Origin of the sequence: Oenococcus oeni (genome assembly GCF_020510245.1) — a bacterium.
Classification (GTDB): domain Bacteria; phylum Bacillota; class Bacilli; order Lactobacillales; family Lactobacillaceae; genus Oenococcus; species Oenococcus oeni.
The window spans coordinates 222397-244025 of record NZ_CP084701.1 but is presented as its reverse complement, the minus strand read 5'-3'; the positions used below and the strand labels follow the sequence as shown (position 1 = coordinate 244025).

Genomic DNA, 21629 nt, shown 5'->3' with positions numbered 1-21629 from the left:
AATATTAAAATCCTTTGAATTTTTTATTTTATCAATTTATTTGAATCGTCCTTGGTATCTTACTTGCCAGTTCGAGATCATGAGTAACAAGAACGATCGTTTTGTGCTTTTTATTGAGTTCCATCAAAAGAGCAAAAACCAGATCGCGATTTTCTTTATCCAAAGCCGCAGTTGGTTCATCGGCCAAAAGTAAATCTCCGGGTTTAAGCATCGCTCTGGCAATCGCAATCCGTTGTTGTCCGCCACCGGAAAGCGTTGCAACAATATCTTTTTCATGATTTGCCAGCCCGACCTGCCTTAAAACAAGGGCGATTTTATCGGCTGCTTCTTTTTTGGAAGTTTCTGTGTATTTCAAAGCCAATCCCAAATTTTTTCCAACTGTCAAATCATTAACGAGCGCAAAATTTTGAAAAAGGTAATTAATCTTCTCACGAATCAATTTGGTTGCAGCCTTTGTATTAATTCGTGGAACTTTTTTTCCATCAATAAAATACTCGCCCTGTTCATAATCATCAAAAAGACCAAGCAAATTCAAAATGGTCGATTTGCCGGATCCCGATTTGCCGACTATTCCAACGAATTCACCGGATTGAACAGTGAGATTAAAATTCCGAAGAATTTTCTTGCCGCTAAATGACTTGGTAATATGATTCAGTTCTAACTTCATGAAAGTCCCTTCAATTCTTCACTAATTTTTTTAAATTCAACCTTACGTACGCTGTGATAAATGACCAGCATCTCGAGGGCAAACAAGATAACGAATCCAAATGAAATATAGGACGAACGAAACGCAATTCCAAAAATAAAAGCAATCAGATCCGAAATACTAATGAGCAAATAAATAAAGCGGTATTTATGACAGCTGCTATAACCCAATAAGCGCTGCACGAAAAGCTGTTTTTCATGGGATGACTGCCAAATTAGATTCAAAGAGACAATCGATTGGAGTATCGCCAATAGCAAAATAAACAGAAAGCTTCCCCAAGCCGCCAACAATTGAAAATAATTGCTTCGATCCGACAGGAGACTGTCTTTGATACTCCGAAAAACCAATTGATTATCGCTTAAATCACTGTTAGCAATAGCTCTTTTAAAAGCAGTAGAGGCGACAACCTTTCGATCTAATTTTAAAAGATTATCCAAACCGACCACCCGCATATTCGAAGTATTGTCCGTGTCAAGACCAGCCGCTGTTATTACTTCGATTATGGGCAGCTTCAAAGAGCGGGAATCGCTGGAGTCCCATGAAGCAAACGAGCGGGTATTTTTATAATAAACAATTTGAACAGGATGACTATCCAAAAATTGCTTAACCTGAGCCTTGTTGGACGGGTTCACTGTGCTGTTGATCAAAGCGAATTTTTTAAAGAAACGCTGGTATTTTAAATTATTGCGAAATTTATCCGGAATCAGATAATACTTGGTCTTATCTTGGTTCGAGATCTTAATCGACTGTCCCTGGTTATTTGAAATATGATATTTCTTTAAAGCCGAGGGTGACAACTGCAAAAGCGAAAAACTGGGGAGATTAGGGAGACCCCAGAATTGATAAAGCTGCCTTTGAGCTTTAGATTGATCAAAATGACTCGAAGCGGCTAGGAAAACGCCTTTTTTATCAGCAATTTGCGTATAAAAATTTTGCAGATCGTGATCGATTTTATTTGACTGATAAGTAAAACTGGCTGAATCATTACCGGCAGATATCTCCGAAAGAACATAATTATCGTTCCGCTGCTGCCAGTGCTGCATCTTTTTGGCATTTAAAAAAATTTGAATCGATTGATAATCAATCACTCTCAACATATAGACACATAAACCACTGGTAAAGATAAATAAGCCGCAAACAACACAGATTAATAGTCTTGAACGAAGATTTTGCTTGATGAAATTGGTGGCTTTCTGGCGATGAACCAACAAAAACTGGATTAACGTATCCAAAGACAGGACGATCAGTAAGGGCAGCTGAAATAAAAACAGGATTGGATAAATCGAATTACCCAACTGGGAAAAGGCAATCCTCAACATAAGAATTTCTAAGGAAAAAGCCGCAAACACAACCAGCCAGTTATTGACCGCATGTGACCAGACAATCCGAAAACTTGAATAGCCCAATAGTTTTTGAACGCCAACCAACTGATTTTTATCATAAATAGAAAAAATACCAAATACAATCGAAACGACCGAAAGCAAGGCAAACAAGACCAACGAAAGATTAAAAGCAATTGAAATAGTATGTTGTTTAAAACTATGTTGGGCTAAAAGTTGTTTCTCCTTGATTCCACTTCGTTTGGAAAAAAAATCCAACATATTCTGAAAATTCGTTTTTTTGATGGTGGCCATTTGGTATTGACCATTGATCGTTTCCGTGTGGTTTAGCAGACTATCCAAAGAAGTGACAACAACCGAGCTGGAATTCATAAGATTAAATAACGAAAGATGGCGGGTATCCATACTTTTGGTTGACCATAGTCTTTTTGAAGATAAACTCGTGATTCCCGATGACTTCAACTGGTTTTTGCGATTAACGAATTTGATAACGCCTTCTGGGTCATAAACACCAATCCGATAAGCCCCAGTGGCACCAACTTGGTCATCGACACGAATTACCCCGAGCGAATAATGATCAGCCGTTTCTGCCAAAGCCGTCAGTATTTTCTTTTGTGTTGCCGGTTGATCGTTCGAATTAATATTGATTGTTTGGGAAAATAGGCCCGACTGGTGGGCATCGATCGACCACTTTTCCGAATCATTAAATTGTATTAATAAAATTGCCGCAAACATTAAAGTGATACTCGCGACAATTAATGACACATATTTTGCTATTTTCATAGAAAATCAGTTATCTAACATACCAGTAATAGCATGATCCACCAATTTTTTCAGCATGAGCCGTAACACCGGCTCTCTTCAATCCTGATTCAGTGCTATCAACAGAAGCTGAATGAGCATAGAAACTTGAAGCTGTTTCAGAATAAGTCACAATAACTCTCCAGTCATGGCCGTGTGTCCATGACGCAATGTGTCCGTTAACAGGGTTTCTAACTGTTGACGCACTTGCAGTGGTCAAAATTTTTTCATTTTCCTCTTCCTTTAAATTATTAGTACACATCAAACAAATTAACAAATCTCAATAAGTGATTTAATTCATTTATTAAGAGCCTATAAAAAAGTAACATATATTTGTAACGTTTAACAATTGTATGCAAAAATTATTTTAAAAATTCAAATAATCCCCTTTGTTGTTAAGAATTCAGAAACCCATTTTTTGACAACCATTAAACAATATTTATGCAATAATTTTCTTGGATGGATAAAAATACAGTCAATCAAGCCGGAATAGTTTTTCAAAAACTTAGAAAACAAAGACACCTGTCAACGAAAAAACTAGCTAAGGGAATTTTATCTGTTTCTTCGGTCAACAAATTCGAGACAGGAAAAACAAAATTATCTTTTTTTAAGCTCGGCTCTCTTTTGAAACGAATGGATATCAGTTTGGATGATTACTATGAGCAGATAGAATCGGAAACATTATCAGATTCCTATAACCATTTTCTGAATAAAATCGAACCAATTTATCAAGGCAATGATTTGCTGACATTAAAAGCAATCGCCAAAGAAGAAACGTCAAAAAACAATGAGGAATTTATCAATTTGATAAAAACAGCCAGCTTGATTTCCTTCATCAAGAAAATCGATTCAAATTATCTGGTTGAAGATATGATAGTAAAAAAAATAAGCCAATATTTAATGAGCGTCGAATATTGGAATTCATTCGAACTGGTCATTTTAAAAAACTGTTTAATTATTTTGACTTGTCCAATGATTAAAGTTCTTGCCAAAGAACTGATTTATTTAAGCGCTCAACTAAATGATCGGAATCGTTCCGATAATTTTTTGAGTGCTATCACAAATATGGTTGATATTCTCTATCGCAGAGAGGATTACCAAAGCGCCAAAGAGCTGCTTTTTTGTTTAGAAAAAATATCGTTAAATCAGGATCAATTAGTTATTAAATTCAAAATCTCTTTCATGAGAAACCTTTTAACTTTGACTAATCAAAAAGCCAAAAGAGCCAACCGGCAATTGATAAAAAGCCTAAGATCGATCGATTCAAATTATCTGGCTTCTTCCTATGAAAGTTATATGGACAAATATATGGTCCCCGATAATTCGTAATATATTCCGAAAAATGCGGAAAAAAGGCCAAAATGGGAATAAAAATCAACTTTTCTCCAAAACGGAAATGGCATGCTACGCTTAAATTCAGCTTTAGCCAACATTGTAAAAAAATCTACATAAAGCTATTTATTTATTCATGATAAAAAAGAGCTGCTGACAGCTCCTTTTTTATTGCGATAAATTTTGAGGGGATCCATGAAACTGATTAAAAATTTCTTTGCTTTAATAAGTTTTTTGCTTTTATCTTTCCTGCTTGTCGGTTTCTTTAAAGAGCTCGACCAACAATTTTTGTACCATACCGATCAAATTTTGACGATATCGACTTGGGACCAGAAAAGCAATAAAAAAACAATCTTTAAAGGCCTTGATCAAGAAACCAAAAAACAAAAAATTAATCTTTATAAATCAACCAGTAGTGTTGACCAATCCAATACAATTAAATATATTTATCCTTTTATCGGCGATAAAAAACTTAAAAACGATTTTCATAATTTCGATATTTCCAAAAAGAATCGAATTATTTCTTTTTCTCAGTTGCAGAAAAGAGATATTCGAGGCGAATATTTTGTTCGAGGCGAGGTTAACAAACAAAAGTTTTTGAAAATCTTAAAGAAACTTGGTCTGAGTGGAAACTTTATCAACGTGAATTTTCCAAGGTTCTTTTCATCATATATGTGCCAGGAAGGGATCCTGCTTTCAATCTTTGCCTTGCTGTTAATTAGTTTTTTGATCTTCTTACACGAACGCAGCGCTAATTTCAAAGCATATGCAATTAAAAGACTCCACGGATATTCAATTTTTAAGATATTCATTGATGACTTAAAGAAATCAACAATCTATTTTTTGTTGCTGCCAAGTTGCGCTGCCATCGTCACTTTTTTGTTTTTATTAATCAGCCCTTATCATGGACAATTATTGTTTTTTCTTAAATGGCTGATAATTGCATATTCGGTTCTGACTATTCTGCTTTTGATGCTTAATCTTTTGTCTTATGCATCATTATCGCTGATCGATGTCTCGCAAATGGTCAAAGGCAAACGTCCTTATAAAATATTAAGGTCAATCGCTTTGGGAAGCAAGTTTGCGATGATCCTCATCGTTTTCTTATTACTGATACAAAATGTTGCTAGTTTATCCGACCTGAAGAAAATTCAGAAGCATAATGAAATCTGGCGGAAAGTCGATAATTATTATTCGCTTTATTTCGCTCCGTTTATTACCGGAAACAAAGAGTATGGCGACGTAGCAGAAAAATTTAACCGACTTTTTGCAGAAGAAGAAAAATATGGCGCAATTTTAATTAAAAATAATAATGCTTCTAATCCAAAAAAAGACAATTTTGAACCTACAAACGGAAATGTTTTAATCGTCAATAACAATTTCGTTTCACTTTATAGAAAATTCGATAAAAATATTTTTGCCGGTAAGAGAATAAATCAGCAAAAAACAATCAATCTGTTTTTGCCAACAAAGGCTCAGCGTAAAAAAACTGCGATCGAAAAAAATTTTATCGATTTGTTTCAATTTGAAAAAGGCGATCCGAATCAATCAGCCGCAGTTTCCTTTTCCGCCAAAAATATGAACAAGGACTATTACATATTCGCTTTTAATAGTCGTGCTTCCATTGATCAGCCTTATGCGGATTCACCTTTAATTGCGCTGATCCAAAACCAGTCGGTTCAAAGATATTTTTATTATGCAGCGGCCACTAACGGAGGAATTATCTTCAAAGACTATCAACATCTGCGCAATAGTTTGGATAAATATGGTCTATCGCATTATATTTCCGGAATAACAAGTTTTAAAGACGATGTTGCTGATCAAATTTCTTCTTTGGATAAAGAGATTTTTCTTTTAACAATTACAATCATCTTGGTCATTTTCGTTCTGGTCTTGTCAATCATTATGGATATAGGTGAATATTTTCAGCAAAATAAAAAACTGATTTTAATTAGAAAACTTCATGGATATTCGTTGATAAAACAGCATGGCACGCACCTGTCACTTTCATTAGGATCCAGTGGATTAATGTTCGCTTTGCTAATTTCTACTCCTGTCTGGCAACTTAGTACTTTCAATTGCAGTTATTTCTTTAATCGGCGAATTTCTGGTTTCTCTGGTTAATATTTATTTTCTGGATAGTAAATCAATCACTCAAGTAAAGGAACTCTAAGAATGAAAAATAAAAAATCCCATTTCAAACTAACGAAAATCATCGCGCTGTTGATTCCAGTTTTTATACTGACAACGATATTTTCGTTTCGTAATCCACTCACTGATCGCTACAATCCTTTTCTTAATAGCGAACAGTCTTACGCCAAAGTCAAGAAAGGAACCCAGAAATATCGAAATGTCACAGCCTATACAGAGCAAGGGCGCAAATTGTCCTACACACTCGACTTTGGTGGCTATGATCCCGACGAACAATACGTAAAAATCACTCATAAAGGAAAATATGTCAAACGAGTTATTTACGTCCAAGCAAAAAACGCTCCAAGAAAGGTTAGATGATTAAATGATTAAATGATTAAAGTTGAAAATGTCTCAAAAATTATCGCTGGAAAAACAATCTTTTCCAATGTGAATTTACTTCTTCAAACCAGCCAAAGTTATGCTTTGGTCGGTCACAGCGGATCCGGTAAATCAACTTTCCTGAATTGTATCGGCAGCCTGGAAAATTTTTCGGGTGAAATCCGTGTTGATGACCAGCCTTTATCGAAGATTAATAAAAGAAATTATTTCCGGCAAACACTCGGCTATTTATTTCAGAATTATGGTTTAATCGATAACCAAAATGTTAAAGAAAATCTTGATATCGGACTTGCCTATCGAAAGATTCCTGCTAAAGAAAAATCAGCTCTCAAAAAACAAGTTCTAGAAGATTTGAATCTTAAAGTAGATTTGTATCGGCGCATATCGACTTTAAGCGGTGGTGAGCAACAGCGAGTCGCTTTGGCACGACTGATTTTAAAAGACCCTAAAGTTGTTTTGGCTGACGAACCAACCGGCTCCTTGGATCAAGATAACGGTCTGGTTATTATTACTCATTTATTAAAAATGGCTGGCAAAGGCGCAACCGTCATCATTGCCACTCATGATCCTGCAGTCGCTGAAAAATGCGATCAAAGAATTAATATCGAGGACTTCAAAAAAAGCCAAAATATAATTTGTTTTCTCAAGTTTGAACTGCCTTGCAATATTTATTTCAAACAAAATCGTTAGTAAAATTTTGATCCTGACCACAAAAACTAAAACAAATCGCCAAATTAAAAACCATCTTTTATTTTTTACAGAATGTCTAAAAAGCAATTTTGTAAAGATAGAAAATGGTTTTTATTTAAAAAAGATATCATGCTATTACATCAAAGAAAGAAAGCAGTTTTTCTTTTGTCAAAGCGGCTTTTTCCTGACGATTGAAATCATGTGAAACGATTCCGTTCTCGATCACAATCAGGCGGTTGCCATATTTTAAAGCATCTTCCATATGATGTGTGATCATCAAGCAAGTCAAATGATCGGCTTCGATTCGTTGGGCAGTTGCTTCCATTAGATCGGCACTTGTCTTTGGATCAAGTGCCGCCGTGTGTTCATCAAGCAATAAAACATCGGGTTTCTTATAAGTCGCCATTAAAAAACTAAGCGCCTGTCGTTGGCCACCGGAAAGATTTTCAGTTGGCGTATCTAAACGATGATCCAAATTATTGCCCATTTTCGATGCCAAATGGCGGAACTCGTTTATTTTTGCTTTCATGTGTCGGGGAGCCAAGCTTCTTTTTTCGCCACGTTTGGAAGCCAGCAACAAATTTTCGGCAACTGTCATTCTAGGGCTGGTACCCATCTTCGGATCCTGAAAAACCCGGCTTAAAAACTTGGCTCGTTTTTCCGGACTTTCTTTGCTGATATCCTGACCGGCATGCAAAATTTTCCCGGAATCGACCGGCAAGGTACCGCTGATCACATTGAAAACTGTCGATTTACCTGCTCCATTCGAACCAAGTATCGTAATGAAATCGCCCGGGTGAACATCCAGATTGATAGATTTCAAAATTCTTGTTTCGTTATTTTGTTTCTTATTAACTGTAACGGTGACATCCTTTAAAGATAAAATTACTTCAGTCATTGACAAAAAGTCCCTTCTTCATTACTCGATCCAAATGCAGTGCCTGGCTGAATCGTGGCAACATCAGGCAGAAAGCCAAAATAATCGCTGATAAAAGATTCAGATCGTTGGTTGAAAAACCAAACTGCAAAACAATTAAAAGAACAAAACGATATATAATCGAACCTAAAGTAATTGCAATCAGGCGCTGATTCATCGTCAATTCTCCAAAAACCACTTCGCCAATAATGATCGATGCCAAAGCAATTACAATAATTCCAATTCCCATATTAATATCCGCGTAACCGTTGTTTTGAGCAATTACAGCTCCGGCAATCGCGATTAAACCATTGGAAAACATCAAACCCATGTTAGTCATCTGATCAGTTCTAATACCAATCGATTGGGCCATAATCGGATTATCGCCGGTAACTATGAAGGCCTGGCCGAGATTACTCTGCAGGAAATAAATCATTATCAATGTGACAATAAAAACCATTGTCAAACCGATAAAAACGGCATCAAAGTATTCCGGCAAACCGGCGAAGGGTGAAAAAATCGTCCGTTTGTCAATTAAAGAAACATTGGAAGAACCCAAAATTCGTAAATTAACCGATAGACAAGCAGTCATGACTAAAATTCCGGATAATAGAATTGGAATTTTTCCTTTCGTATAAAGCAGACCGGTAATTCCACCTGCCAAGGCACCAGCGATAAAAGCCGCTAAAGTTGCCAAGATCGGACTGACGCCGCGTGTAATCAAACTGACAGCCGTTGCCGCGCCTAAAGGAAAAGTTCCTTCAACAGTCATATCGGGAAAATTCAAAATTCTAAAAGTTAGGAACAGGGCAATTCCAAGTATTCCCCATAACAGCCCCTGTCCAATTGCAGATACAATCATATTCATTTGAAAATTTCCCCCTTTGTCTTTGCTTCGTGAAGAACCGAAGCCGGTAATTTGATTCCTAATAATTTTGCTTCAGTAGTGTTAACTGTCATCTCGCCTTTTGTGATAAAAGTCAAAGGATAAGTCGAAGTTTTTTTACCCTTTAAAACTTTACCGGCAATTACTCCGGAAGTCTTGCCAAGATTGAACTGGTTAACGGATAGCGTGGCAACTCTGCCATCTTTAACCATTGTGTCGACAGCCGGAAAAACAGGAACTTTTGCTTTATTCGTGACACTGACTAAAGTCTTCATGGCACTTGCGACATCATTATCCTGAGGAGCATATACAACCTGGACTTCGGAAGCCATTTTTTCGGCAACCGTCTGCATATCATTTGTTGACGAAATTGTGTACATCTTGACTGTATAGCCAGCTGCTGCAGCAATTTTTTGCATCTTCTTGGCATTGTAAGTACCGCCATGATCGGAAGTCGTATAAATAATTCCAAGCGTTTTTGCTTTTGGAAGAATTTTTTTAATCAAATTCAGTTGAGACTTAAGTGGCGACTCACCAGAAGTACCGGTGATATTGCCTCCAGGTACTGCGTTTGATTTAATTAAACCGCCGCCGACAGGATCGGTAATCCCGGCCAAAATGACCGGCGTTTTACCATTGGCTGCTTTTGCCAAAGCTTGAGCTGCCGGAGTAGCGATTCCGACTGTCAGATCATCATTTTCATTAGCGAACTTCGATGACATTGTTTGTAAATTCGACTGGTCGCCCTGAGCATTTTGATAATCAATCTTGAGATTTGTGCCGACTTTGAAACCTTCTGCTTTTAAGCCGGCAACAATCCCTTTGTGAATCTGGTCCAAAGCCGGCTGTGTCATTAACTGCAGAATTCCGACTTTATAAGTTTTGATAGTTTTACTTTTTGTACTGGCATCTGTCTTTTCGCTTGACGAGCCGCCGTAAAAAAACGCAAAAATCAGAAAACCGGCCAATAAAACGATCAAGCCATACATCCTTTTCATAAATTGATTCCCTCTTTCTCTTTTTAGTTGAATAAAAAAAGCTCGCAAATCAGCGAGCATTTTCTCCCAAAGAGACAAAAAAGGCCCGCAAATCAGCGAGCCGGAACAATCGTTACACGATTAAACAGCCCGCCTAGACGAGCCACCACCATGCTTGATTGTTAACCTGAATATCATTCATAACTAATTGCTTTAAACTATACAGGAAATTTAAAAAATTACAATAGATTTTAGGAATAAAATTTAGTTAAGGGAGGATTCAAGATGAAAATTGCCTTTATCGGAACCGGTGTTATGGGAACCGGCATTATTAACAACTTTTTAAAAAATGGCGAAGATGTGACTGTCTATAATCGGACTAAGGCACATGCCCAAGGGGTTTTGGATCACGGGGCCAAGTGGGCTGATTCGGCTGCCAAAGCAACTTTAGGAAATGATTTTGTTTTTACAATGGTTGGTTTTCCAAAGGATGTCGAGGAAAATTATTTTGGCGAAGAAGGAATTTTTTCGACCGTAAAACCCGGACAAACATTAATCGATATGACGACTTCGACACCGACTCTAGCGGAGAAAATTGCTGCCGAAGGCAAAAGAAAAGGAGTCGGAGTCCTCGACGCTCCAGTATCCGGTGGAGATGTCGGCGCTCGCGATGGAAAATTGACAACAATGGTCGGCGGAGATAAAAATGCTTTTGAAAAAGCTCTGCCGCTTTTGAAATCTGTTTCTAAAAAAGTCAATTATTTTGGCGGGGCCGGCAAAGGCCAGCACGCTAAAATGGCCAACCAAATTATGATTGCTTCAACGATGCTTGGCTTGGCCGAATGGATGACCTATGCAAAAGCAGCCGGATTGGACCTGCAGGAAACGTTGAACACCCTGTCAGCCGGAGGGGCAGATAATTGGTCGATGGATACTTATGCGCCAAGAATTTTAAAAGAAGATTTTAAACCGGGTTTTTATGCAAAGCATATTTTAAAAGATCTGCGAATCGCTTTGGACGAAGCTAATAAAATGGGACTTGATTTACCGGAAACAAAATTAGCCGAAAAAATGTACGCAGAACTGACTGACGAAAAAAAGCTTGGCAACCTCGGTACACAAGCAATTGTAAAATTGTGGGATCAGTGGTCCTAACGAAAAAGGCCTAAACTTTTAAATTTAAATCTCCTTGATAGAAGCTAAATCAAGACCCTTGGTTTCTGGAATAAGGAACAACATGGCCAAAGCAGCAACAATATAGATTGCCGAAATCATGCCAAGAGCCGCTGAAAGAGAATTATGCAAAGCGACGATGCCAATAAACAAGGGGCCAAAGCCACCGACAAAACGACCAAAATTAAAGATCAAATTCTCCGCTGTAGAACGAATTTCGGTTGGATAGTGTTCGGAAAGCAGAGCACCATAGCCACCCATCATTCCGTTAACGAAAAATCCAAGAACTGAACCTAAAGCGACCAGAAGAACAGGATTTGAAATCCGAAAATAAATCCAAGCAATAACGGCTGCCGAAATTTGAAAAGTAATAAAAGCCGGTTTTCGACCAAATTTATCCGCCGCCCAAGCAAACACAATAATCCCGACTACCATGCCGCTAATTGTCGAAAGCGTCCAGAACATTGTTCCACTGATTGCGATATGGCGTTGGCTAGCCAACATTGTCGGCATCCAACTCATAATCGCAAAATAACCAAGATTTTGAACGGAAGTTAAGATCACCAAACCAATTGTGGTTAGGGTGATCTTTTTATTAATAAATAATTGTTTGATCGCAAAATTATTTTTTACGGTCTTGCGGTTTTCAACCCACATCGCTGGTTCTTCCAAGTTCCTGCGTGTCCACCAAGCTAAAGCAGCCGGCAAAATTCCAATCGCAAACACACCTCGCCAACCAAAATTGGTTGAAACATACCCAGCCAAAAGAGTTGCTAATAAAGTTCCCGCCTGATATCCAAGTGCAACCCAGGAAGTTGCTTTTGTACGAAGTTTTGTTGGCCAGCTTTCAGAAACAAGTGTCATTCCAATTCCGAATTCTCCACCCAAACCAAGACCGGCCATAAAACGCATCGCGATAAAAACGCCATCCGATGGAGAAAGAGCCGAGAGGCCAGTGAATAAAGAGAAAATCAAAATTGTCCAGGTGAAAACTTTTACCCTTCCAAAATGATCAGCTAGAATTCCAAAAACAGTTCCACCTATAACCACACCAAACATTGTAATTGTCGAAATTCCTCCGGCCTGAGCAGTCGTTAAATGAAAATCAGCCATGATCAAAGGAAGGACGAAGGAAAGCAGCATCATATCCAGCCCATCCATCGCATAACCAATAATCGATGACCAAAGTGTTTGTTTTTGATAACTCGCAACGCCGCTTGGCTGCAACACATTACCTTTTGTTTTTACCAATGAATTTTCCAATTTTCCCTCCAAAAAAAGCCAAAAAAATACCTCAATTAGAAATAATTGAGGTATTTGATGGGCAGTAACAATTTATTAAACTGTGAATCAGAAAAGTAAAAAAGAAATAAGAAAGGCTGATAATTTTTTTGAAAAAATCCAGTTGTTTTTTGAAAAAACGCAAACTTTCTTCTCCTTCTAACTTATTAAAAAATCACACTGATCAATATGATAGCAGGATATTTGGTCCTTGTCGAGAATTTATGCAATTAATTTCAGTTTACCCCTGACTTGTCTTAAATCAGTAATTCCTTTATCAGCAAAAATTTCTTCAAGTTCCTTTTCCAATCGAGCGAATACCGTCGGTCCTTCGATTCCTAATTGAGAACCAACCGAAACCAGGTCGGCTCCGCATAAAAGATGATCATAAACGTCTCTACCATTAGTTACTCCACCGGTAGCGATAATTTTAATCTGTGGATGGAGGCGTTGGCGCAAAGCCCTAACATTTGCCAAAGCAGTAGCTTTGATTTGTTTCCCACCTAATCCGCCAAAACCATCTTTGGGTTTAATCATAACCGTATCTGTTTCTGGATCAATTACAAGTCCATTACCAACCGAATTAATCGCATTAACGTAAGCCAAGGGATAATCATTCAAGATAGCGGCAATTTGATCAAAATGTGCAATATCGAAATAGGGTGGAAGTTTAATGCCAAGCGGCTTTGAATAAAAAGCAAAAACGTTGTCTAAAATTTCTCTTGTAGCAGCAAAATCATAAGCAATTTGCGGCTTTCCGGAAACGTTGGGACAAGACAAATTTAATTCGGTCAGGCCGGAAAAATCGCTGGCTTGTAATTTTTTTAAATTATCGATGATTTCTTTTTGACAAAGACCGACAATCGAGAAAAGCGTCGGCAATTTCAAACTGTGTTTTAAAACATAATTCAAATAATAATCAATTCCAAGATTAGGCAAACCCATCGAATTTATTGTGTTGTGTTCGACAGAATTTTCAAAATAGCGGGGCTCAGAATTACCCGACCTCTCTTTTGCAGTTGCAGATTTGGTAATGACTGCCCCAGCACAGGGAGCATTTTGAATTTGTTCCAGCTCTTCAAATGTTTGGCAGTATACACCAGCTGCGTTAATAAATAAATGATGAAAAACCTGATTAGCAATTTTTGTCGTATAGTCCATCTTAACTCCTCCAGCTATTTTGATCTTTTTGCCATTCGCGCAAAGTTTCAATTTCAGTTTCTTTCAATTCGCCACGATCGATTGCTGCTTCGATTAGTTGGGAGTAAGTCGTTAATGATTTAAAACTTAAACCGGCTGCGCTAAAATTTTTCTCAGCTGCTGACAATTCATAAGAAAAAATCGATACAATTCCAAGCACATTTGCGCCGGCTTCCTGAACAGTCCGAGCCGCTGCCAATACAGAACCTCCGGTCGAGATCAAATCATCGATTAAAACAAGTTTTTTGTTATCGACCTGTGCTCCTTCTATTTGATGTTTGGAACCATGATCTTTGGCTTTTGAACGAACATAAATCATCGGTTTATTCATTCGATCAGAGACAAAAGCAGCATGAGGAATTCCAGCTGTCGCGACTCCACCAATGATTTCAACATCGGGATAATTGCTAATAATCAATTCTGACAGACCATCAGCGATATTTTTGCGAATAGTGGGATAAGCAATCGTCATTCGATTATCGGTATAAATCGGACTGATAATTCCGGAAGCCCAGGTGAAGGGGTCCTTCGGCGAAAATTTAACTGCCGATATATCAAGCAAATCGTTGGCAACTTTTTTTGAGTAGTTTATTTCCATTATTCAAATTCCTCCAAAATTTTTCGATAGACAGACAAGGGGTCTGCTGCCTGAGTTATTGATCGCCCGACAACCAATCCACTTGCTCCGAACTCTTTAGCTTTCTTAGGCGTCGTAATTCTAATTTGATCGCCATTTTGATCATTGAACAAGCGGATTCCCGGTGTAATTTTCAGAAAATCATCCGGCGTTATTTGCTTGATTATATTTGCTTCCAGAGGCGAAGAAATCGTTCCGTCAACCCCCGCCAATAAAGCCAATTGCGTCAAATGTTTGACGGATTGTTCAATTGTTGCACTGGTTAATTGAGTACCACGCATTTCGTTTGCACTTATAGAAGTCAATTGAGTGACAGCTAATAATTTTATTTTACCCTCAGCGGCATCGACAGCTGCTTCCATCATTTTTAATCCGCCAAGACTATGGATCGTTAAGTACTGAACATCCAAAGCCAGCAAAGACCTAACCGCTGCGGCCACTGTATGAGGAATATCGTATAGTTTTAAATCAAGGAAAACTTTGTAGCCTTTTTGCCTTAACTGTTGAATAATTTTCGGTCCTTCGGCATAAAAAAGTTCCATGCCGACTTTAACAGCTGGTTTTTCATGACTAGGAAATTTGTTCAGAAAATCGAAAGCAGTTTTTAAATTAGGAAAATCCAAAGCGATAAAAACGGGTTTGTTCATGATTTATCTCCTTTATTAATTGCCGAAACATTGAAGGATCTGCTTTCAAGAACCTGCAAAAAGGCTGCTACCGTATCCAGTGAAGTAAAGAGGGGGACGCCGTTTTCAATCGCGGCTGCTCTGATAGCCCGGCCATCAGATTCCAGCGGTTCGTCTGTTTTCAATCGATTAATAACAATTTGTAATTTGCCCTGGCGCATGGCCGTGACCGGATTCAATTGATCTTCGGATATTTTACCCAGTTGTCTAACCGGCAAATGGTTTTCATGAAGAAAACTGCTTGTCCCAGCGGTCGCCCAAAGAACATAACCTAATTCATCAAAACGTTTTGCTAGAGCAAGCGCTTCTTTTTTATCCCGATCGGCAATTGTGAAAAGGACATTGCCGTGTTCGTGAACTTTAAAGCCGGCTGCCACAAAAGCTTTATAAAGAGCCTTGGCCAGATTTCGATCGACTCCCATAACTTCACCGGTCGATTTCATTTCCGGACCCAAAGAAGAATCGACTTTAGGCAATTTATTAAAAGAAAAGACCAGGGCTTTCACATAGACAAGTTTTTTGGGTGCCATCAAACCGCTTTTAAAACCCAGATCGGCTAATTTTTCACCAAGCATAACCCGAGTTGCTAATTGGGCCAAAGGTAGATCGGTTGCTTTGGAAATAAAAGGAAGAGTCCTGGAGGCTCGAGGATTGACTTCAATTACATAGGCCTGTTGTTCGTGAATCACAAATTGAACATTCATTAAACCAATTGTGTGAAGTTCTTTGGCTAATTTAAAAGCCGCATCCAACATCTGTTCTTGCACATTCTGGTCCAAATACTGAGACGGATAAACCGACATCGAATCTCCGGAATGGACACCGGCCCGTTCGATGTGCTCCATAATACCGGGAACAATAATCGTTTGTCCATCGCTTAATAGATCGATTTCAGCTTCCCGAACGGTTAAATAGGAATCAATTAAAACCGGATGTTTTAAAGAAACTTTCACAGCTCTTTTCATATAGTCGGATAGATCTTGGCGATTTGTCACAATTTCCATTGCCCGACCGCCCAGAACATAAGAAGGACGAATCAAAAGTGGATAGCCGACCTCTTCTGCTACAGATAAGGCTTGAGTGACCGTCGTCGCTGTTTTCCCGAAAGGTTGGGATAGATCGAGTTTTTTAATTACCTGATTGAAGTCTTCTCGATCCTCAGATCGATTAATATCTTTTAGACTGGTTCCCAAAAGCTTGACACCGTTATTTTCCAAACGCCCAGCCAAATTAATCGCTGTTTGCCCGCCGAACTGAACCACGACACCAATTGGTTTTTCCAAATCAATAACATTTAAAACATCTTCCAAAGTTAATGGTTCGAAATAGAGTTTATCGGAAACGGAAAAATCGGTTGAAACAGTTTCTGGGTTGGAATTAATTACAATTGCTTTATAACCGGCTTTTTGAATTGCCTTAACACAATGAACGGTGGCGTAATCGAATTCAACTCCTTGACCGATTCTGATCGGTCCGGAACCAACTACCAAAACACTTGGGCGTTTTTCTTTCAACGATTCGTTTTCCAACTCGTAGGTTGAATAATAATAGGGAGTTTTTGAAGAAAATTCACCGGCAACCGTATCGACCATTTTATAAACAGGAAATAAATCTTCCTTTTTTCTTAAATGACGCAGTTCTTTTTCTTCAAGCTGCCAATAACGGGCGATCGTCACATCGGGAAAACCGTTTTCTTTAGCGATTTTAAGGATTTTGAAATCAAGAACATGCATTTTTAATTCTTTTTCGATTTCAATTAGATGCAGAATCTTGTCCAAAAAGAATTCATCAATTTGACTTTTCTCGTGAATTTGCCCAATCGTGATGCCCCTTCTCAATAAATCAGCGACCATAAAGAGCCGTTCGTCGGTTGCGGGCATTAAGCGATTGAGCAAATCTTGATTTCTTAAATCGCTATAAGTTAAGTCATCGAGAGCGAAAGTGCCAATCTCTAAAGAACGGATAGCTTTCATCAAGGCAGTTTCAAAATTTCTGCCGATCGCCATTACTTCGCCAGTCGCCTTCATCTGTGTACCGAGTTCTCGGTCAGCCTCGGTAAACTTGTCAAAAGGCCAACGAGGAATTTTTACGGCCACATAATCCAAAGCCGGTTCAAATTCGGCCTTTGTTGTTCCGGTAACAGGATTAACAATCTCGTCCAGAGTCAAACCAATGGCGATCTTGGCAGCCATTTTCGCGATCGGATAGCCGGTCGCCTTGCTGGCCAGAGCTGAAGAGCGCGAAACACGTGGATTAACTTCAATAATGTAATAACGAAGACTATCAGGGTCCAAAGCAAGTTGAATATTGACGCCACCTTCAATTTTTAAAGCACGAATAATTTTTAAAGCAGCATCTCTAAGCATTTGATATTCCCGATCAGAAAGAGTCTGAACTGGAGAGACAACAATCGAATCGACGGTATGAATACCAACTGGATCGAAGTTTTCCATTGAAGCAACGATCAGAGCGTTATCATTGCCATCACGCATAACTTCAAATTCTATTTCTTTATAGCCAGCAATTGATTTTTCAATTAAAACTTGGGTAACCGGTGATAACTCCAAACCGTTTTTGGCAACTTCTGTTAATTGTTCGCTATTTTCAACAATTTCGCCACCGGTGCCGCCCAAAGTATATGCCGGACGAACGATTATCGGGTAACCAATTTGATCGGCAAAATGCACAGCTTGTTCAAGCGTTCTGGCAATCCTTGATTCGGGAACCGGTTCTTTTAAGGCTTCCATTAATTGTTTAAATTTTTCCCGGTCTTCGGCTGCTTCAATCGCCTTTAGTTTGGTTCCCAACAACTCGATTTTCAGTTCTTCTAAGATTCCGTCCTCGGCCAATTCTTTGGCAAGGTTCAAAGCCGTCTGACCGCCAATCGTTGCCAACAGTGCATCTGGACGCTCTTTACGAAGAATTCGTTTAATAAAAGGCAGCGTTAACGGTTCGATATAAACCTGATCGGCAATTTCTGTATCGGTCATAATTGTTGCCGGATTAGAATTAACGAGAACCACCGAATAGCCTTCTTCTCTTAAAGACAAACTGGCTTGGGTTCCTGAATAATCGAACTCGGCCGCTTGTCCAATAATGATTGGCCCGGAACCGATTACGAGTATTTTTTTAATATCAGCTCTTTTTGGCATTTTGTCTCCCTTTGTTTTCGTTAATCAACTGAATAAAATCGTCATAAAGATAGTCTGTATCGTGGGGTCCAGGAGCAGCATCCGGATGAAACTGAACCGAAAAGGCCGGATATTTAGTTGACTTCAATCCTTCAATAGTTTGATCGTTGACCTCTCTGTAAGTGACCAGTAGATCGGTGTTCGCTAGGGATTTTTCATCAAAGGCATAACCATGATTTTGGGCCGTAAAATCCAAACGTTTGGAATCAATCGATCTAACCGCATGATTAAAACCACGATGACCGAATTTCATCTTATAAGTTGAAGCTCCATTGGCCAGAGCAAAAAGCTGGTGGCCTAAGCAAATTCCAAACAGTGGTTTTGCTTCCTGCAATCTTTTAATCAATGGAAGAGCATAAGCTACCGAATCGGGATTCCCTGGTCCGTTGGATAGCAAGACTCCATCCGGATTGGCATTTAAAACAATTTTTGCCGAGGTGTCCGGTGGAAAAACAATTACATTGCAATGCCGTTTTGCCAAAGAAAACAAAATGGAATTCTTCAGACCAAAATCAATCACGGCGATCGTTGGTCCATTGGAAGGGTCCTGGTAGGCGGTCCGACTGGCAACCTCTTTAACTTGTTGGTCTGAAAAACGACTGGCTTGTAATTCCTTTAAACTACTATCGTTTACCTGATCAATAATACAAGCCTTCATAACACCGAACTCTCTGATCTCTTTGGTCAAAGCTCGTGTATCGATCCCACTGATAATCGGCATCCCAACATTTTCAGCCCACTGGCCTAAAGACATATCCATACGCCAGTTGCTTGGCCGCCTGGCTAGTTCATGAACTACGATCGCCGAGGCCGTTGGATTAAGACTTTCAAAATCATCACGATTAATTCCATAATTACCAATTAGTGGATAAGTAAAGACAATTATCTGACCATGATAGGAAGGATCGGTAATCGTCTCCTGATAACCAGTCATCCCTGTATTAAAAACCAATTCCCCTTTGGCTTTTTTAAGAGAACCAAATCCCTGACCGGAATATATCGAACCATTCTCCAAAAGAAGGTAGCGTTTGACCATTATTTTTCATCTCCTTTTGCATAAACTTGTTGCCCATTAACCCAGGTTCTTTCTGTTTGTCCATAAACCTTCCAGCCGATAAAAGGACTGTTGCTGGCCTTTGAAGCAAACTCATTGGCCTTGATTTCATGAAGATGACGAATATCAAACAAAGCCAGATCAGCAACTTGTCCAATGGCTATTTCCCTGGCAACATCTTTTAAAGCGAAAATGTCCGCCGGCCGTTGATTCATAGCCTTTAACAATTGGCGCAAACTCATAATTCCCGGTTTGACCACATGGGTATATAAAAGTTGAAAACTAGTTTCGATTCCGGTAACTCCATTTGGAGCTGTTAAAATACTCTGTGCTTTCTCTTCTTTGGTATGCGGAGCATGATCAGTTGCAACGATATCGATCGTGCCATCCAATAAACCAGCCAATAAAGCCGCCCGATCATCAGGAGAACGAAGCGGCGGATTCATCTTCATCAAGGAATTGTCATTTGTAATCATACTGTCGTCCAGCAATAAATGGTGTGGCGATACTTCGGCAGTGACATCAATCCGGTGTTCCTTAGCAATTCTGATCAATTCGACACTCTCGGCAGCTGATACATGAGCCATATGGTATTGTGCCCCGGTTGCTTTGGCAATCATTAAATCACGTGCCAGTTGAGAAGTTTCGCTTAATTTCTTCGCGCCCGGAAAACCTAAATTCTTGGAGGCTAATCCGGCATTGACCACTCCGCCGTGTATTAAAGAATTATCTTCAACGTGTGCCACAAGAACTTTGCCTGCTGCTTTAGCAGCCAACATTGCTTGGTACATAGTATCGGCGGTCTGGACACCTTTGCCATCGTTGGTAAAAGCAATTGCTCCAAGGGCTGACAATGCAGGAATGTTGTCGATTTTATTAGCTGTTAGACCAGTTGAAATCGCTGCATATTGTTTAATTTTGATGATTCCGTCTTGTTGGTTAAGAGCTTGAACCTGTTTAAAAACCTCAACATTATCAATGACCGGATTTAAGTTAGGCATTGCAAAGACCGTCGTAAAACCACCACGAGCTGCTACTTTGGATCCGCTGGCAATTGTTTCTTTTTCCGGAAAACCCGGTTCCCTGAAGTGAACATGAACATCGATTAATCCTGGCAGCAACAAAGCACCTTTTGCATCGACGATAAAGTCCGCTTTATTGGAAAGCCCATCGCCAATTGCAGAAATTTTTCCTTTCTCAATAAAAAGATCGCGTTTAAGAAAGCTATTTTCACCAACCAAAATTTGGGCGTTCTTAATTAAAGTCGAATTCATTTACCGACCCCGCTTATTAAAGATGGAATGGTTAGCGAATTCAAAATTGCCATTCGAGCATAAACGCCATTTTTCATTTGTTGGAAAATACGAGATTTATCAGACTCGACCAAATCACTATCAATTTCAACATCCCGGTTAACCGGTGCTGGATGCATAATAATCGCATTACTCTTTAGCTTTCGATAACGATCTTGTGTTAAACCATAGTCTTCATGATATTTATCAATTGTAAAATCTTGATTTTCTTCGTCTGTCAGACGTTCATGCTGAACTCTTAACAACATAATTACGTCCTGTTTTCCAAGATCTTTGTCGATATCAACAAAGGACCCAAATTGTTCCAATGATTGATCCTGCCATTCTTTGGGACCGGAGAAAGTCACTTCGACACCTAAACGATTTAATATTTCTGCATTTGATCGAGCGACACGCGAATGGTATATATCGCCAATAATACGAACTCTCAATCCAACAAAATTCTCAAAGTGTTCGACGATCGTCATCAAGTCCAATAGGCTTTGTGAGGGATGCTGGCCATTGCCATCCCCAGCATTCACCAACTTAGGAACTTCTTTGCCGGCCATTTCGTAAAAAGGCTGGTACCAGTCACGAAGGCTGTGTCTAATAACGATTGTATCGATGCCGATTGCTTTAAGTGTTTTCAGAGTATCTTCAAGACTTTCACCTTTTGTTGCCGAGGACTTGTTGGGATCGATCACAATTCGCTGATAACCCAATTTCATTTCTGCCATTTGAAAACTGGTCGCCGTTCTGGTTGAATTCTCAAAAAAGAGATTGGCAACAACCTGCCGATTTATCACGGGTATAAATTGACCGCTTTTAAATAATAAAGCTTGGTGAATCATTGATAACAACTCCTGATTCGATAAGTCGTTAATGTTCACAAAAACATTTGCCATTTTATTCTCCTTTTTTCGTGCATAAAAAAA

The 21629-nt window shown here is 39.0% G+C and carries 19 protein-coding genes; 5 read left to right on the top strand and 14 right to left on the bottom strand.

Annotated features, from left to right (window positions below; all coding sequences use genetic code 11):
- Positions 1-31: 31 nt before the first annotated feature.
- Genes J3U91_RS01265 through J3U91_RS01255 form a run of 3 tightly spaced genes read right to left on the bottom strand, consistent with a single transcriptional unit; the run spans position 32 to position 3109 of the window.
- Positions 32-667 carry an ATP-binding cassette domain-containing protein gene (locus J3U91_RS01265; protein ID WP_002820211.1) on the bottom strand — a complete coding sequence of 212 codons (636 nt, stop codon included), beginning with the start codon at positions 665-667 and terminating at the stop codon, positions 32-34.
- Entirely contained in the window at positions 664-2829 is a 2166-nt protein-coding gene (locus J3U91_RS01260) for a hypothetical protein (RefSeq protein WP_002826790.1), read from the bottom strand. Before J3U91_RS01260 ends, J3U91_RS01265 begins: the two co-directional genes overlap by 4 nt.
- A 10-nt stretch (positions 2830-2839) precedes the next feature.
- Complete coding sequence (locus J3U91_RS01255) at positions 2840-3109, bottom strand: hypothetical protein (RefSeq protein WP_002820978.1); 270 nt, start codon at positions 3107-3109, stop codon at positions 2840-2842.
- A gap of 197 nt (positions 3110-3306) precedes the next feature.
- Here J3U91_RS01255 and J3U91_RS01250 point away from each other — a divergent pair, with 197 nt between their 5' ends.
- From J3U91_RS01250 to J3U91_RS01235, 4 genes are all read left to right on the top strand, one after another.
- Positions 3307-4176: an Rgg/GadR/MutR family transcriptional regulator gene (locus J3U91_RS01250; RefSeq protein WP_002820208.1), complete on the top strand. Its 870-nt coding sequence runs from the start codon at positions 3307-3309 to the stop codon at positions 4174-4176.
- Positions 4177-4374: 198 nt separating this feature from the next.
- Positions 4375-6303, top strand: a complete 1929-nt coding sequence (locus J3U91_RS01245) for a DUF1430 domain-containing protein (protein ID WP_002820206.1) — start codon at positions 4375-4377, stop codon at positions 6301-6303.
- 51 nt (positions 6304-6354) lie between these two features.
- On the top strand, positions 6355-6690 hold the full coding sequence (locus J3U91_RS01240; protein ID WP_002820205.1) for a YxeA family protein: 336 nt from the start codon (positions 6355-6357) through the stop codon (positions 6688-6690).
- Between the two features lie 12 nt (positions 6691-6702).
- The gene (locus J3U91_RS01235; protein WP_002820204.1) at positions 6703-7401 is read left to right on the top strand and encodes an ATP-binding cassette domain-containing protein; all 699 of its coding nucleotides are present in this window, start codon (positions 6703-6705) and stop codon (positions 7399-7401) included.
- A gap of 127 nt (positions 7402-7528) precedes the next feature.
- Here the strand turns inward: J3U91_RS01235 and J3U91_RS01230 are convergent, their stop codons facing one another.
- Genes J3U91_RS01230 through trpX form a run of 3 tightly spaced genes read right to left on the bottom strand, consistent with a single transcriptional unit; the run spans position 7529 to position 10201 of the window.
- A complete protein-coding gene (locus J3U91_RS01230; RefSeq protein ID WP_002817922.1) occupies positions 7529-8299 on the bottom strand; it encodes an ABC transporter ATP-binding protein in 771 nt (256 codons plus the stop codon).
- Positions 8292-9185 carry an ABC transporter permease gene (locus J3U91_RS01225; RefSeq protein WP_002820203.1) on the bottom strand — a complete coding sequence of 298 codons (894 nt, stop codon included), beginning with the start codon at positions 9183-9185 and terminating at the stop codon, positions 8292-8294. The genes J3U91_RS01230 and J3U91_RS01225 overlap by 8 nt, the downstream gene beginning before the upstream one ends.
- Positions 9182-10201: a tryptophan ABC transporter substrate-binding protein gene (gene trpX / locus J3U91_RS01220; protein WP_044888980.1), complete on the bottom strand. Its 1020-nt coding sequence runs from the start codon at positions 10199-10201 to the stop codon at positions 9182-9184. The genes J3U91_RS01225 and trpX overlap by 4 nt, the downstream gene beginning before the upstream one ends.
- Before the next feature lie 264 nt (positions 10202-10465).
- Between trpX and J3U91_RS01215 the strand changes: the two genes are divergently transcribed.
- Positions 10466-11335 (top strand): NAD(P)-dependent oxidoreductase, encoded by an 870-nt coding sequence (locus tag J3U91_RS01215; RefSeq protein WP_002817925.1) that lies wholly within the window; start codon positions 10466-10468, stop codon positions 11333-11335.
- 24 nt (positions 11336-11359) lie between these two features.
- Here J3U91_RS01215 and J3U91_RS01210 read toward each other — a convergent pair whose 3' ends face one another.
- The 8 genes from J3U91_RS01210 to J3U91_RS01175 form a co-directional block, all read right to left on the bottom strand.
- Complete coding sequence (locus J3U91_RS01210) at positions 11360-12616, bottom strand: MFS transporter (protein ID WP_002820201.1); 1257 nt, start codon at positions 12614-12616, stop codon at positions 11360-11362.
- Between the two features lie 240 nt (positions 12617-12856).
- Positions 12857-13795, bottom strand: a complete 939-nt coding sequence (locus J3U91_RS01205) for a dihydroorotate oxidase (RefSeq protein WP_002826792.1) — start codon at positions 13793-13795, stop codon at positions 12857-12859.
- Position 13796: 1 nt separating this feature from the next.
- A complete protein-coding gene (gene pyrE / locus J3U91_RS01200) occupies positions 13797-14432 on the bottom strand; it encodes an orotate phosphoribosyltransferase (protein WP_002820199.1) in 636 nt (211 codons plus the stop codon).
- On the bottom strand, positions 14432-15118 hold the full coding sequence (gene pyrF / locus J3U91_RS01195) for an orotidine-5'-phosphate decarboxylase (protein ID WP_002820197.1): 687 nt from the start codon (positions 15116-15118) through the stop codon (positions 14432-14434). The genes pyrE and pyrF overlap by 1 nt, the downstream gene beginning before the upstream one ends.
- Positions 15115-18309 carry a carbamoyl-phosphate synthase large subunit gene (gene carB, locus J3U91_RS01190; protein ID WP_002820195.1) on the bottom strand — a complete coding sequence of 1065 codons (3195 nt, stop codon included), beginning with the start codon at positions 18307-18309 and terminating at the stop codon, positions 15115-15117. Before carB ends, pyrF begins: the two co-directional genes overlap by 4 nt.
- The gene (locus J3U91_RS01185) at positions 18293-19384 is read right to left on the bottom strand and encodes a carbamoyl phosphate synthase small subunit (RefSeq protein WP_002820193.1); all 1092 of its coding nucleotides are present in this window, start codon (positions 19382-19384) and stop codon (positions 18293-18295) included. Before J3U91_RS01185 ends, carB begins: the two co-directional genes overlap by 17 nt.
- Positions 19384-20676 (bottom strand): dihydroorotase, encoded by a 1293-nt coding sequence (locus J3U91_RS01180; protein WP_002820191.1) that lies wholly within the window; start codon positions 20674-20676, stop codon positions 19384-19386. The genes J3U91_RS01185 and J3U91_RS01180 overlap by 1 nt, the downstream gene beginning before the upstream one ends.
- Complete coding sequence (locus tag J3U91_RS01175; protein ID WP_002820190.1) at positions 20673-21599, bottom strand: aspartate carbamoyltransferase catalytic subunit; 927 nt, start codon at positions 21597-21599, stop codon at positions 20673-20675. Before J3U91_RS01175 ends, J3U91_RS01180 begins: the two co-directional genes overlap by 4 nt.
- Between the last annotated feature and the right edge of the window lie 30 nt (positions 21600-21629).